The organism is Cytobacillus oceanisediminis, from assembly GCF_007830235.1.
GTDB classification, from domain to species: domain Bacteria; phylum Bacillota; class Bacilli; order Bacillales; family Cytobacillaceae; genus Cytobacillus; species Cytobacillus oceanisediminis.
The window spans coordinates 104213-118614 of sequence record NZ_VLKI01000015.1; the positions used below are offsets into that span (position 1 = coordinate 104213).

The window sequence follows — 14402 nt, forward strand, 5'->3', positions numbered from 1 at the left end:
AAGCTGAGGGCTTTAGCTTTCAGCCGCATGTATGCAGATCAAATCCTATCTAGTGTTTGCTTTAAGCAGACACCATGCGGAATACAGTATAGAACCAGGCAAAAAGCGAGTCTCATTTCACACTTCTCACATCCAAATCGGGGAGGGCGAGTGGTGTGCACGATTACATCAAAGAGAGAACTATCAAGATTGGAAAGTATATCGTGGAGACGAAAAAAACGGTTCGCGTAATCGCGAAGGAGTTTGGCGTATCCAAAAGTACAGTCCATAAAGACCTAACGGAAAGACTACCTGAAATCAATCCTGAACTGGCAAACGAAGTAAAGGAAATACTGGATTATCATAAATCGATCCGCCATCTGCGCGGTGGTGAAGCCACAAAAATGAAGTATAAAAAAGAAGAATTGGAAGAAGAGCCAGTTAAATGAGAAAAGCGTAATGCGCCCGATTAGGCGTCACCGGCGAAAAGCTGTGTTTTTAGCCGTGCTTTGCAAATGCTTTGGCAGCTTCCTTTAAAGCTGTGCAGTCCCAAACTTGAAGCTTTATGAATAACCTCACATGCGGCTCCCGGGGGCTTGAGATCATAAGTTGTTCTTTTGGCCAGCAATATGGCCTTCCCTTATGCTTTTAGCCCCTTCTTAAGTCGCCTTCATTTTATTTCTCCTTTTTACGACATAATTCCTCAAAAAGTCACGCGATTTTTTACAAAATGTTACTGTATTCACAAGGAATGTGTTAAAATATAAAATTAGGATAGAACCTGGTTCGTAAAGACTAGGACTTCAAAGAATGCCGGGCAAGATCATTTCTTTTTAGGAAAAAGAACTGATTTTTTTGCGTGGCTTAAACTGCTGTTATGAAAAATTACTACTTAAACTTTTAACTAAAAAATTAAAAGCGAAGTTCGCTTTAAGAAAGCCGAAATAGAGAGAGCCTTCAAAGCTGCGGACATAAGCTGGCCATTTGTGCAAGGAGGAACGAAAAGAAATGTTTGCAAGGGATATCGGGATTGATTTAGGAACGGCGAACGTGCTGATCCACGTAAAAGGCCGCGGAATTGTGCTGAATGAACCGTCTGTTGTGGCGATTGATAAAAATACGAATAAAGTGTTGGCTGTGGGCGAAGAAGCGCGCCGCATGGTCGGCCGTACGCCTGGAAATATCGTGGCCATCCGTCCTCTGAAAGACGGGGTTATTGCTGACTTTGATGTAACGGAAGCGATGCTGAAGCATTTCATCAACAAATTAAATGTCAAAGGATTTTTATCGAAGCCGCGCATTTTGATTTGCTGTCCGACAAATGTCACAGGTGTTGAACAAAAGGCGATTAGAGAAGCTGCTGAAAAAAGCGGCGGCAAAAAGGTTTATCTTGAGGAAGAGCCAAAGGTTGCTGCGATTGGAGCAGGGATGGATATCTTCCAGCCAAGCGGAAATATGGTCGTGGATATTGGCGGCGGCACAACAGATGTTGCGGTTTTGTCAATGGGCGACATTGTTACTTCTTCATCCATAAAAATGGCTGGAGATAAGTTTGATAACGAAATTCTTCAATATATTAAAAAGGAGTACAAGCTCTTAATCGGGGAAAGAACGGCTGAAAATATTAAAATTACGATCGGTACTGTTTTCCCTGGGTCTAAAAACGAAGAAATGGAAATCCGCGGCCGTGACATGGTTTCAGGTCTTCCAAGAACGATAACAGTTCGTTCAGAGGAAATTCAAGGAGCTCTAAACGAGTCAGTAGAAGTAATCGTACAAGCTGCGAGAAGTGTTCTTGAACGTACACCGCCGGAATTATCTGCTGACATCATTGACCGGGGCGTTATCTTAACAGGCGGCGGCGCACTGCTTCACGGCATTGATCAGCTGCTGGCAGAAGAGCTAAAAGTGCCAGTCCTGATTGCGGAAAATCCGATGGACTGTGTGGCAATTGGAACAGGTATGATGCTTGATAATATTGATAGGCTTCCTAAGCGAAAGTTAATCTAAAAATGGTACAGTTTACAGAAAACCTGCCTTTTGGCGGGTTTTTTCATTTTTACTTAAAGTTTTAACGATTCCAGCCGATTTAAAAGGAAGGTACAACTTTTTTCAAATTCTGACTTTTTTCTTCAATTTTTTAATGTTTATTGTCGGAAATTTTCTTATAATAGAAGTATCGTGAATAAGTGTGCGGATTTGTTTTATAAATTGGCTTTTTCATTTAGAGGTGAACTTGATGTTTAGAGGTTTTTATACGGCGGCTTCCGGGATGCTTGCCCAGCAGCGCAGGACGGAAGTGCTGACAAATAATATGGCTAATGCCAATACCCCAGGGTTTAAGGCTGACCAAACGAGTATGAGGGCTTTTCCCGAAATGCTGCTGCAGCGTTTTGACCAGCAGTCTGTTCCCGCTGAAAAAGGCTTGAATCTTCCTTTTAACAAAAGAATCGGCAGCCTTAACACTGGTGTTTATATGCAGGAGAGCCTTCCATCCTTTATGCAGGGGGATTTAACGGATACTGGTTTAAAAACTGACCTGGCTCTTCTGGATATCAATATGCCGGCAAATGAAAGCGGTCTAAGAGGTTCGGTTTTTTATACAGTATCAGGCCCAGATGGCCAGCCGCGCTATACCAGGAACGGAAATTTTACAATCGATGGCGAAGGCTTTTTAACTACTGCCAGCGGTTTATATATTTTGAATAATGAAGACGAGCGGATTCAGCTTTCCAGTGACAGATTTACTGTAAATGAGGATGGAATCCTGACAGGTGAGGCCGGTGAAACAGCAAGACTGGGAATTGCCTTTGCAGAAAATCCTGAAAGCTTGCGGAAAGAAGGCGACGGATTGTTCGCTGCAACTGATGATAGCGTTCTTGAAAATGCCTATAATGCAGAAGGTGTGCAATTCAAGCTGCAGCAGGGATATCTGGAACGCTCCAATGTGGATGCATCCAGAACGACGACAGATATGCTGACTGCTTACCGCTCTTTTGAAGCCAATCAAAAGGTCCTTCAGGCTTATGACCGCAGTATGGATAAAGCCGCAAATGAAATCGGGCGGATCGGGTAAGGTCCCGCCGCAAACCCACTAAGGGGGAGAAACATGAACAGAACGATGATCACAGCGACGAATACGCTCGCCCAGCTGCAGAAGCAGATGGATATCGTCAGCCACAATATGGCGAACATCGATACAACTGGCTATAAGCGAAAGGAAGCCAATTTTACCGACTTGCTTTTCCAGCAATACAATAACCAAAAGAATCAGGATTTCGAAGCTGGAAGATTAACGCCCGCAGGCATCCGGCAGGGTGTTGGGGCAAAGCTTGCACAATCCCAAATCGTCATGAAACAGGGAGCTCTGAAAGCAACAGAGCGTCCGCTTGATATGGCTTTCACAAAGGAAGGCCAGTACTTCCGGGTGCTGGAGCAGACTGAAGGGGGTACGGCTGTCCGTTTTACAAGAGACGGTGCTTTTTACTTAACACCGGTTTCCGAAAATGAGACAATGCTTGTGACAGGTGATGGTTATCCTGTACTTGATGAAAATAACAATTCAATTATAATAAATGGACAAGCTAAAAGTTATAAAGTAACGAATAATGGCCGCTTTATAGCGGAAGCAGCAAATGGTACTGTGCAGGAGTTTAATCTGAGTGTTGTTCAAGTGAACAAGCCGCAATTCCTGGAGCAAAAAGGCGGGAATCTGCTTGGTCTTCCGGATGGTATCGATGGCGAGGAGATTTTTACCGAGCTGAACGGAGCTCTCCGCGGCCAAATTGGAATGGCACAAGGCGCTCTTGAGCAGTCAAACGTAGATATGTCCAAAGAGATGACAGATTTGATCAACCTGCAGCGTGCTTATCAATTTCAATCAAGATCCGTATCAATGGCCGATCAAATGATGGGGCTGGTCAACGGAATACGTTAGGTAAAAGGGGAAAGTAGAATGTCTGTAAACAACAGTAATCAAGAAGCAGTCAAGACGCGCGAACAACAGAAGAAAGAACGCAGCAAGGAAGAAGCACCGCGTAAAGGGCGGATTCGCGTTCGCCTTATTCCAATCTGGCTTCGGATTATCATTGTAGCACTTTTAATTTTCCTGAGCGTTATGGCCGGAGCCGCTGTCGGATACGGGGTATTGGGCAATGGAGAAGTGAAAGACATTTTCACAAAATCAACCTGGACACATATCATGGAATTGGTTGAAAAGGAATAATGTTGGAGAAGGAGGGCCAGAGCCCTTCTTTTTTATTTATCCGGTTTAGTTTTGCCAGTAGGTTCTAGCTATGCCTCAAATCATAAGAAAATCTTGAAGACATACTAGATAAATTTGCCGTTAATGCTGTACCAAATAAAAACCTATATACTCCAGCCCTTTGCCAAAACCGCTTTTTTTAGTAAAATAGGTGTAAGCTATTATTAGTATCTGGTACTAATTATTACATATCTATAAGGGAGCGATCGTCATTGAAATTAAATGTTGAAGAAATTAAAGAAATTATCCCGCACCGTTATCCGTTTTTGTTTGTGGATTCCATTGAGGAGCTCGAGCCTGGAAAGAGGGCGGTTGGGAAAAAGAATGTGAGTGCGAACGAGGAAGTGTTTAATGGACATTTTCCTAATTACAACGTATTTCCCGGATGTCTTACTTTGGAAGCGTGTGCCCAAACTGGTGCGGTAGCTCTATTGTCTCTTGATGAATACAAAGGAAAGCTGGCGTTTTTCGCAGGTGTTGAGAAATGCCGATGGAAGCGCCAGGTCCGCCCAGGAGATACGCTCATCATGGAAGTCGAATTAATCTCAGTCCGCAGAGGCATCGGCAAAGGGAAAGCAGTAGCCAAAGTGGGCGATGAAGTGGCAATGGAAGCCGAGATTATGTTTGCGATTGAAAGATAATACCTATTGGAAATCCCGTACAGATTGTGCGGGATTTTTTTTATGAAAAAGCGGCTGAAAAGAAATGAAAAATCTATGCAAGTTGTTTCGGATTTTGGGAAATATAAAGGAAGACCAGTGCAGCAGGTCAAAAAAATACTACTTAGGAAAGGAGCTTTTACGATGAATAAAAAGCTTTTAAAACTTATCGGAGGTTCACTTCTTTCAGCAATGCTTTTAGCAGGATGTGCAACAAATAATGACCAGGAGCCGCCTCCAGAGGACAACGATAATGGCATTGTCGATGACAACAACAACGGTGATGACAATGGCCTTATCAATGACAATGGCGGCATGAATGGAACAGAAGATGAAAACCAAAATGGAGATCCAGTAGAAGATGAAAATACTGAAAATGAAGAAATCATTGAAGATCAGGGCGATTTGCAAGACGAAGACAATAAAGACGAATAGTATAAAGTAAGGGGCAGGGGTAACCTGTCCTTTTTTGATGTTTAAAAATGGGTAATTTACCATATATTGAGCATGTTTTTTAGTTTTTCCTGCGCACTTGTGGTAATGTATTTATGATATGATTAAAAATAAGAATTATATGGATATATAGAGTAGATTTAACATTTGGGGGGTACTTTTACAAGGATGGCGTTTAAAGATCTTTCTCAGGGGATAAAAATCAGCATTTCTCGTTCGATCACCACTTCATTTGAATCTTATATGAACGGAATTAACTGGAATGAAGATAAATTTAATATGCAAAACTTTGTAGCCGAATGGCGCGAATACATAATCAACCACGCATCCTGGTATAACCAGATCAGCGAGGAGACGAAAGCGGATCCTGTTTTTCATGAGGAACTGGCTGTAAAAATCAATGAAGTCATTAATAAAATTTTATCTGAAAAGCCTACAAAGGCGCAAATGGATGAGATTAATGAACTTCAGGAACAGCTTGAAAAAGACTACGACTATTCCTGTAAATTGGAAGCCAAGTATGTCATAGAGGTAATGAAGGAACAACTAAAAAAAAAGCGCAGCAGCTAATGCCTGCTGGGGAAGAGGAGCTAAAGATTGCCTCCATTCTTTACTACCAGGCTTATCAGGAGGATCTTCCGCTGCTTAATTACCGCAAGCAGGATGTCGAATATATTATAGAGCAGCTGCAAGTGAAGCTTTCTAATGGAACGGATGTATTTGATAGTGTGTTACTGCATTAATACAAATAAATAATAAAAACTCCCGTCATTATTGGACGGGAGTTTCTTTATTTTGTTTTTTAGTAGCGGCAAGGCGCGGCTTGCTTTGCATCTTGATTTTAAATTCATCAAGGAGATTGTCCCCTTTAAAGCCTTTGCCGAGCAGATCTTGCAGCAGCAGTTCGGCGTAATCGTTTTTCGTTCTTTTTAAAGATCCTTCAAAAAGGATGCTAATGTGGTTTTCAAGTTCGTTGATAGAGGTAATTTTCGTCTGGAACGCGGCCGGGTCATTTTCTTTTTTTGTAATCACGACTTGGATTATCAGCTCATCCTTGTTGTCAGCACGCTTTTTAAAATAATCAAGATACGACTTATCAATATAGGCCTCAAGCAGCCAGTTGCTCTTTTCGTCTTCTTTATTAATGATTAAGCCATCATCCAATTCAATATCAACAAGACCGTCTTCTTCCACTAACTGCAGAGAAACAAGTTTAAATGTCTTCATCCTTTACCTCCATCTCTTTTTATTAAATAGTCCACAGACATTTCCGAATAATGTATATAAAAATTATAACACAGGGCTGGCTGAAAGCGAATTCGGCGATTTGTCGAATTTTATTTCCTTAGGAGGTGAAAATCGAATTTTCGAGGAGTTTTTCTGAAAAAAGGGGCTGAAAATTGAATTTTGAAGGGTGTTTTTCATAAAAATCGGCAAATAAAATCGAATTTTGGCATTTTTACACTGGTAGGTATCTGCAGTTAAGATGAATTCATCAAAGAGAGGAGTTGAAAACATGATAAATCAAGTCACACTGGTCGGCAGGCTGACGAGGGATCCGGAATTGAAACGGACACAGGAAGGAATACCTGTTACAAATGTTACCCTGGCAGTCAATCGTCATTACCGAAACCAGCAGGGTGAAGTCGATGCCGACTTTGTGCAATGCACATTATGGAAAAAGACGGCGGAGAACACCTCCCAGTATTGCCGCAAGGGTTCCCTGATCGGGATTACCGGCAGAATCCAAACGAGGCATTATGATAATCAGGAAAAAAAGCGGATATACGTAACAGAAGTGGTAGCGGAATCCGTCCGTTTCCTTGATCCGCGGAAGACGGAAGAAGTTCCCGTAACAAAGGAGGAGCTGCCCTTTTGAACAGAGCATCTGATAGAGAAAAAACACTCGAATCCTTGCTTGAAAGCCTGATAAAAATGCTGGGCCGTTCCAACCAAAGAGTAGATGACCTCAGCAAGCGCGTTATTCAGCTCGAATACCTCATCCGGGAAACCATAATACAAAACGGCCATCCCAAGGAACCATCCCCGTCACGGCGCTTCACCATCATGAATTAAATTATTCCCGCAAATAAAATGTCCGCTATTTTTTCCTTCCTATAGAGAATCAATCAAGTCCCCGTAACTTCCCCGTTTTTTCCCGGTACAATTTGTGCCGGGAGTTTTTTGGCTTTTTTAAGGTACCAGGTACCACCCGAATTTTGTCGAAAAAACAAAATGTCGCCAGGCCCGGCTTTGATAAGAGGGCTTGGCGACTGAGAGGAATACTTGACGATATATGGATTGAGTTGTCAATATATTTAGAGAGTTGATGATATATTGGCTAGGTTGCCGAAAAAATTTGCTAAGTTGATGATATTTTAACCAAAGTTTAAGATAAAGCTATTTCCAGCTGCAGTTTTTTGGAATTTAGGTTGTCTAATGGTAAGTTACTGCCTAAAAACAGACGTTTTCTTTCTATTTTGATCAAAATACTAATTTTTTTAGGTTGAGATATTGTTTTTTTTCGAAAAGTCTCATCCTCATATAATTTATCGGTCACTTTCCGGATATATCGGTCACTTTCCATGATTTATCGGTCAGATTTTAAATATATCGGTCACTTTTCCGTTTTTATCGGTCACTTCGCATAAGATCAAGGTTTTAAGCACCCTCAAGGTCCCTGCAGCCCTATGTGAGGTGAACAAGTTCCCGAAGCTCATCAGTTGAGAGCTCGGTAATCCAATTCTCGCTGGTAATTATTTGATCATTAAGCGACTGCTTTTTCTCAAGCATGGCGTCGATTTTTTCTTCTAAAGTGCCGGTCGCGATCATTTTATGAACATGGACAAAGCGTTTTTGCCCGATTCGGTATGCACGGTCAGTAGCCTGGTTTTCAACGGCCGGGTTCCACCAGCGGTCATAGTGGATGACATGGTTGGCGGCTGTCAGGTTCAGGCCGGTCCCGCCTGCTTTAAGAGACAGCAGGAATACGGGGAATTCGTGATTCTGGAATCGCGTAATCATTTGATCGCGATCGTTTTTAGGCACGCTTCCATTTAAAAATGGCACATCAAAGCCGAATTGCTTTTTTATCAGGCGTGCGATAATATTACCCATTTCGATATACTGGGTAAAAATCAGGCAGCTTTCACCTTGTTCGTGAACAGCGCCAACAAGTTCGCTCAGTTTTTCAAGTTTAACAGAGCGCTCCAGCACATGCTTCGGTTTTTCCTCTTTTAAATAGAGGGCAGGGTGGTTGCACAGCTGTTTCAAGCGGCTCAATAATTGTAAAATCAAGCCCTTCCGTTCAAAGCCGGAAAGCTTTTCGATCTGCGCAAACGTATCCTGGACGAGTTGTTCATACAAGGATGCCTGCTCCGCAGTAAGCGGGCAGTATTCCTTTTGCTCGAGCTTATCTGGCAGGTTCAGTGCCACTTCTTCGTCCTTCTTCGTGCGGCGCAGCAGGAACGGCCGGATATAGGCTTGAAGCTGCTTCACTTTGTCTTTGTTGTCCTCTTTTTCAATTGGCAGGACGAAGCGCTTCTGGAACTGGCCGAGACTGCCGAGATAACCATGGTTCGTAAAATCAAAAATGGACCAGAGTTCAGTTAGGCGGTTTTCCATCGGTGTACCGGTTAGAGCAATATGATGCTTGCCCTTTAACTTGCGGACTGCTCTTGATTGTTTCGTCTGGGCATTTTTAATATTCTGTGCTTCGTCAATGCTGATGGAGCTCCATTCAATCGTTTCAAAATCATCCAGGTCCATATGGGTCAGCCCGTAGGATGTCAGCACAATATCAGATTCCATAACTTTTTCAGAAAAGCTATCGCCTTTTAAACGATTAGAACCATAATGGAGATAAACACTCAAATTAGGTGCAAATCGCTCAATTTCCTTCTGCCAATTGCCGAGTACAGATGTCGGGCAGATAATAAGGGAAGGACCGCTGTCTTCCTCTTTTTTTACTTTTAAAAGATAGGAAATCAGCTGAATTGTTTTGCCGAGTCCCATATCGTCAGCAAGGATGGCACCGAAGCCATATCGGCGTAAAAACAGCAGCCAGCTCATGCCAAGCTTCTGATAGGGGCGAAGATCACCCTTAAAGCTGGCAGGGGCGTCTTCAAGCGGAAGGTTTTTAATATCACGCAGCTGCTTGACCATCTGCTTCCACTGGCGATTGAGCTCGATTTGAATCCGGGCAAAAGCTTTTGGATTGTCGAGTTCTTCTTCTTGCTGGGTTTCGTCCGCCATCAGCTCCTGCTCAATCAGGTCGCGAACATGCAGGCCTTCCTTTTCCGCTTTTTTCATTAAATCCTGGATATGCCGCACAAAATGGGGATCCAGCTTAATCCAGCGGCCGCGAATATAGACGAGACGTCTTTTTTCCTCCACCATGCCCCGGAATTCTTCCTCAGACAAATCCACGCCATTCATGGAAAAGCGCCAGTCATAATCGAGCATGGACTGAAGTCCCACAAAGGATGGGCGATGGCTGCCGGTTCCTTTGACTTTTGCTTTTACCTTCAGGCTCGCGTTTTTCATAGCCTGCCACCAGGAAGGGAGCAGGATTTCCACGCCAAGTGCCAGTAAGGTTTCGCTCGCTTCAGTCAGGAATGTCCATGCCTCATCCTCGGTGAGCTGGGACGCAATCTGGCCGCTTTTACCCTCAAGCCATGGAAATAGCTCAAGCCAGCGGTTTACCTCTTTTTCAATCGTGTCTTCGTAATCATGCCAGGCTCGAGGATAATTTGAATAATCCTTGTAATCGACAAACACATCCGGATCATTTTTCCCGCGGAGGAAAATGTTCAGATCCCAGCTTGTATCAATATCCCCTGGCTCCTCGAGTTTAAGTCCGATCGAAAAAGGAGCTTCATTTGATTTAACCCCAATCCATTCCTGCCAGCTTTCTTCATCAAAGTAGGCGGCAAGGTCGCGTGGGGAGAGATGCTCACTTCGCAATGCCTCAAGCTTTTCGCCAAACTGGGCTTTTGTTTCACGATTTTGGTTCATATAGCCGTCAAGGGAGTGGTGAAATAAATCCCCAATAAACTCTCTGACAGGAGCAGCTTCGACTGACTGCTCCCAAAAGTTTGAGCCGAACTCAGTCATCACACTTTCCGGGAGTGCCCAGCGGAACTGGTCATTTTCCCAGGCAGTGAAGTCGGGCATCCACTCTTTTTCTAAAATGGCATCATGAAGTGCATGCGATGAAGCCAGGAGAATTTGGGCAGTATCATCCCAATCCCAATCTATAAGCCGGTTAAACTGCTCAGCGGCAAAAAGAGTTACAAGCTGCCAGCCGCTGACTGCGATGCCATTGATTCCATCTATATTTTCGATATCGAGCATCGTACCGAAAAAGCTTTCTCTATGATGATTAAATAGCAGCGGCTTCCATTCTTTTGGAGAAAGGAGGCGGCCTTCTTCATTTACAGCAAAAATCAGATAGCGGTCATGGGTTATCGGTTTGACTTTCACATGGAGAAATCTCGTTTTAAGCATCGATTAGCTTACCCCTTTTGCATTCTTCCTGAAAGGCGCGGAGACGTTTTGTTTTTTCGAGCAGCATTTCAAGGAAAAGCTGCCAGTCTTCCTGGCGTTTCAGCTTGTTGTACAGGGTACGAAGCTTTTTCATTTTCCGGACGGCCTCGCGGTAATGGTCCCTGTTTTTCAGATTAATATGGTCCTGGATAGCATGATGGTAGAGCGGAAGCAGGATCCCAGGCTCCTTTTTGCTTATTTCCTTAATCCGATCCTTGCCAAGCGTATCAATATCAAAGCCGATGAACGCCTGCAAATCCGCCCATTTGTCGAACTCGCCTTTTTCAAACAGCAGGTACTCATAATCGCTATAGCTGTACGGCAGTGTTTCCATTAAGGCTTTTTCAAAAAGATCCAGCCTGTTCGTTTCAATACAGTAAGGAGAGATCGACTTAATCGCCAGCCGGGTGAAATCCATACAGGCATAATAGTCACCGGACATTTTTAAGTAATCCCGCAATTTATGGATGAAAGATTCCACATAAGGCCCCATCCGGTTCCAGTCCTTCTGGGCTGAAAAATAATCGAGCCAGTAGAGCATGTAAGGCGTCATCGTTTCGTTTGGGACATTTAAAACACTGAGTGCCTGCTCTTCATTGCGTTCAAGTATGTTAAGGTGGGTAAAGCCTACTGTAGAAGGCAGGCTTGGCGTTTCATCCTCTTTGTAAAAGGAATCCAGCTTCTTGATCTCTGCTTCACGCCATTCTTTCTTTTTGAAAAAGTGCGTCCATAACAGCCTGTATAAATGAGCCCGTTCATATTCCAATTCAAAAGAACCGGTAATGAGGCCGGTTGAATCGTCCTTCAGCTTTTCAATAAATTGATCGAAAGCGAAGGGAAGGGAGTGCACCGACAACTTGTTCATGATCTCAACCGAATCGTCCATCAGTGACTGATAGAGATGGCGGTAATAGCGGTCGATCATTTCCTCATGATGGTCATATTTCATGCTGAGCGCCATCAGCTTTTTAAAAGAAAAGACATAGCCCACGAGCAGATAAAGCAGCTTCCATTCCTGTTCAACCGGTGCGCCTGCTTTCATACGACGCAGATAAACATGAAAAAGCTCGGGAAGTACATACGGCCGCGGTTCGCCCTGCTTTTCCATCAGCTCTGTAAAGCTTTCGTCAAATGTTGAAATCCAATGGTCATAATCAGCTTGCTGCTGGCCAGAGGATTTCAGAAGATCCTTCGCTCGTTGGAGGCCCCAGTTCTTCGCTGTCTGTTTTTCCTTAATCGGCTTCCGCCATTCTTCAATCCACATAGAGACACTTCTGGCTTTGGAAAGAAGCTGCAGAAACACTGCAACCTGATGGCGGCAAAAACCTTCAGCAGGACAGGAGCACTCGCTCAAATGAATAAATTCAAGATCAAGCTCAACCTTTGCCTGTGTCACATCCTGAACTGTCGCTACAACCTTATCACCTTCGAAACGCAGCTGATACACAAGCCCCTGCCGAAAAAGCATCAGCCCTTTCTGGACAAGCCGTACATCCTCCTCATTCTCCGCCCGCAGCAACCCCTTCAATTCATTCGCTGCAAACTGCAAAGGCTCCAAAAACCGCTCCGGAATCATCTTTTAACCTCCCTGTTGGTACAAGACACCACCCGAATTTTGTCGAATAATATCAGCAGTAACACCTGTAGATCACCGCATTGTGGTGGTTTGGTACCCTGTAAAGTACATTCCTTTATTATAGCATTTAGGAGGGTGAGAATGAAGGAGGGCAACGAACGGAAAAATTTTTGATCGATTTTTCCAAAAGAAACCACATGAGAATGAAGGGTTGTTTTCTGAATATATATATTGTTTATGAAATTTATGTAAAATAGTGGTATCATAAATATATTGAATTTAATGCTTTAGAGAAACTGGGTGAAAAAATGGGTGCCGTAACAGCAATGAAAATGGAAAAGCAGAAGTATACTTTCCGTGAGGCCGGCTTTAAAAGGATTATGTTTGCCTTAACCTGTGCCTCGATTCTGAATTTTGCAAGCTTATACTTTGTGCATCCGATCATGCCGCTGCTGGTCCGTTCCTATAACATTAGCTCTGCAACTTCAGGACTTGCGTTATCTGTGGCAGTTATTTCTATGATTATAGGGTTATTATTTTTTGGGTTTTTATCCGACCGTATAGGGCGAACACGTATTATGCATATTACGCTGATATGCACCATCATCCCGCTATTATTGATGCCGCTTGTGCCAAGCTTTGAGATTTTCCTGCTGCTCAGATTTCTGCAGGGATTTTTTATGGCAGGATTGCCGGCAGCGGCCATTGCTTATATCAGTGAAGAAGTCGCACCGGGCAGCATCAATCTTGGCATTACTATGTACATTGCGGCGAATGGCATCGGAGGGATGATAGGAAGAATATTTACGGGCTATATGGCAGATAGAACGAGCTGGCAAACATCTGTCTATCTACTGTTTGGACTCTCTATTTTATTATTTTTTCTATACTTTATAACACTTCCAAAATCGTATTTCTTTCAGGAAAGCGAAATCTCTATTAAAAAAGATCTTACTGGAATGCTGTCCCACCTGAACAATAAGCTTCTTTTCCCCGCCTTTGCAATGGGAATCCTTCTGCAATTCTCTTTTACCGGTGTCTGGTCCTATCTCCCGTTTTATCTTGAGAAGGAACCTTTTGGGTTAACAGTAAAGGATATTTCATTTACGTATCTGGCTTATACCTTGGGAATGATAGGGCCGATTCTGGCGGGTCGAATGTCTATTTTTATGAAAAAAACAACGCTTGTTTCGTTTGGTACACTTATTTTAATAGGCGGCTCCCTTTTAACTAATATTGATTCACTGCCAGTCGTAGTAGTTGGGCTTTGTTTAACTTGCTTCGGGTTTTTCATCGCACACTCCCTGATGGCAGCGATCGTAAATGAACGGGCAACCCACCATAAAGGAGGAGCTTCGAGCCTTTATCTCGTAAGCTATTATATAGGTGTCGCAACCGGAGGAACCCTCACAGGCCTCTTCTGGCAGACCGCTGGGTGGACGGGAGTAACAGCCGTATCACTAGCCCTTATTCCGATTGTGTTGTGGGTGACGGGGGGCTATAGAAGGGTGTACCAGTTGGTTCGGGGACAATAAAGGCAGGAAAAGAAGAATTATATGAGAGATGCTTAATGAAGCATCTCAGCTTGTAGACAAAGTCTGCTTTACGGACCACGTCTACAAGCTTTTTTTGTATAATGAAGTTGAAAAGATTTTTTGTGGGGGATTCAAATGTTATCAAAACACGTAGAAGATGGAAGAAATCAAATAGAAATGGTCGCTCTTGACCAATTAGTGCCTGAAGATCATCTGGTTAGAAAGATCGAACAAGCTATTGATTTTGAATTCATTTATGACCTGGTAAAAGATAAGTATAGCTTAGACAATGGGAGACCTAGTATTGACCCTGTTGTCCTTATTAAAATGGTGTTCATTCAATATCTTTTTGGCATACGCTCGATGCGTCAAACTATAAAAGAAATTGA

At 43.2% G+C, this 14402-nt stretch carries 16 protein-coding genes; 13 read left to right on the top strand and 3 right to left on the bottom strand.

All coding sequences use genetic code 11. The features are described 5' to 3' along the window. Positions 1 to 155: 155 nt before the first annotated feature. From spoIIID to IQ19_RS27835, 9 genes are all read left to right on the top strand, one after another. Entirely contained in the window at positions 156 to 428 is a 273-nt protein-coding gene (spoIIID, locus tag IQ19_RS20110; protein WP_144544447.1) for a sporulation transcriptional regulator SpoIIID, read from the top strand. Between the two features lie 559 nt (positions 429 to 987). Then, positions 988 to 1989 carry a rod shape-determining protein gene (gene mreB / locus IQ19_RS20115; RefSeq protein ID WP_144544449.1) on the top strand — a complete coding sequence of 334 codons (1002 nt, stop codon included), beginning with the start codon at positions 988 to 990 and terminating at the stop codon, positions 1987 to 1989. 229 nt (positions 1990 to 2218) lie between these two features. Next, entirely contained in the window at positions 2219 to 3055 is an 837-nt protein-coding gene (locus tag IQ19_RS20120; RefSeq protein ID WP_144544451.1) for a flagellar hook-basal body protein, read from the top strand. A gap of 33 nt (positions 3056 to 3088) precedes the next feature. Beyond that, the gene (locus IQ19_RS20125) at positions 3089 to 3916 is read left to right on the top strand and encodes a flagellar hook-basal body protein (protein WP_144544453.1); all 828 of its coding nucleotides are present in this window, start codon (positions 3089 to 3091) and stop codon (positions 3914 to 3916) included. Between the two features lie 18 nt (positions 3917 to 3934). Then, a complete protein-coding gene (locus IQ19_RS20130; RefSeq protein WP_144544455.1) occupies positions 3935 to 4204 on the top strand; it encodes a DNA-directed RNA polymerase subunit beta in 270 nt (89 codons plus the stop codon). A gap of 251 nt (positions 4205 to 4455) precedes the next feature. Next, positions 4456 to 4884 carry a 3-hydroxyacyl-ACP dehydratase FabZ gene (fabZ, locus tag IQ19_RS20135; protein WP_144544457.1) on the top strand — a complete coding sequence of 143 codons (429 nt, stop codon included), beginning with the start codon at positions 4456 to 4458 and terminating at the stop codon, positions 4882 to 4884. Positions 4885 to 5046: 162 nt separating this feature from the next. Further along, positions 5047 to 5337, top strand: a complete 291-nt coding sequence (locus IQ19_RS20140; protein WP_144544459.1) for a hypothetical protein — start codon at positions 5047 to 5049, stop codon at positions 5335 to 5337. Between the two features lie 186 nt (positions 5338 to 5523). Further along, complete coding sequence (locus tag IQ19_RS20145; protein WP_144544461.1) at positions 5524 to 5925, top strand: hypothetical protein; 402 nt, start codon at positions 5524 to 5526, stop codon at positions 5923 to 5925. After that, positions 5925 to 6098 carry a hypothetical protein gene (locus IQ19_RS27835; protein ID WP_158638865.1) on the top strand — a complete coding sequence of 58 codons (174 nt, stop codon included), beginning with the start codon at positions 5925 to 5927 and terminating at the stop codon, positions 6096 to 6098. Before IQ19_RS20145 ends, IQ19_RS27835 begins: the two co-directional genes overlap by 1 nt. A gap of 28 nt (positions 6099 to 6126) precedes the next feature. Here IQ19_RS27835 and IQ19_RS20150 read toward each other — a convergent pair whose 3' ends face one another. Continuing rightward, positions 6127 to 6582 carry a YwpF-like family protein gene (locus tag IQ19_RS20150; protein WP_144544463.1) on the bottom strand — a complete coding sequence of 152 codons (456 nt, stop codon included), beginning with the start codon at positions 6580 to 6582 and terminating at the stop codon, positions 6127 to 6129. A 289-nt stretch (positions 6583 to 6871) separates the two neighbouring features. Between IQ19_RS20150 and ssb the strand changes: the two genes are divergently transcribed. Continuing rightward, positions 6872 to 7234: a single-stranded DNA-binding protein gene (gene ssb, locus IQ19_RS20155; protein ID WP_144544465.1), complete on the top strand. Its 363-nt coding sequence runs from the start codon at positions 6872 to 6874 to the stop codon at positions 7232 to 7234. Continuing rightward, positions 7231 to 7431, top strand: a complete 201-nt coding sequence (locus IQ19_RS20160) for a hypothetical protein (RefSeq protein WP_144544467.1) — start codon at positions 7231 to 7233, stop codon at positions 7429 to 7431. Before ssb ends, IQ19_RS20160 begins: the two co-directional genes overlap by 4 nt. Positions 7432 to 8043: 612 nt before the next feature. On the opposite strand, the gene IQ19_RS20165 is transcribed toward IQ19_RS20160, so the two are convergent. Next, positions 8044 to 10863, bottom strand: coding sequence for a DEAD/DEAH box helicase (locus IQ19_RS20165; RefSeq protein WP_144544469.1), 2820 nt, complete (start codon positions 10861 to 10863; stop codon positions 8044 to 8046). After that, positions 10856 to 12478, bottom strand: a complete 1623-nt coding sequence (locus IQ19_RS20170; protein ID WP_144544471.1) for an SWIM zinc finger family protein — start codon at positions 12476 to 12478, stop codon at positions 10856 to 10858. The genes IQ19_RS20165 and IQ19_RS20170 overlap by 8 nt, the downstream gene beginning before the upstream one ends. Before the next feature lie 308 nt (positions 12479 to 12786). On the opposite strand from IQ19_RS20170, the gene IQ19_RS20175 reads away from it, so the two are divergent. Then, positions 12787 to 14013 carry an MFS transporter gene (locus IQ19_RS20175; RefSeq protein WP_144544473.1) on the top strand — a complete coding sequence of 409 codons (1227 nt, stop codon included), beginning with the start codon at positions 12787 to 12789 and terminating at the stop codon, positions 14011 to 14013. A gap of 135 nt (positions 14014 to 14148) precedes the next feature. Then, the coding region (locus IQ19_RS20180) for a transposase (RefSeq protein ID WP_144544475.1) at positions 14149 to 14402 on the top strand (254 nt) is incomplete at its 3' end.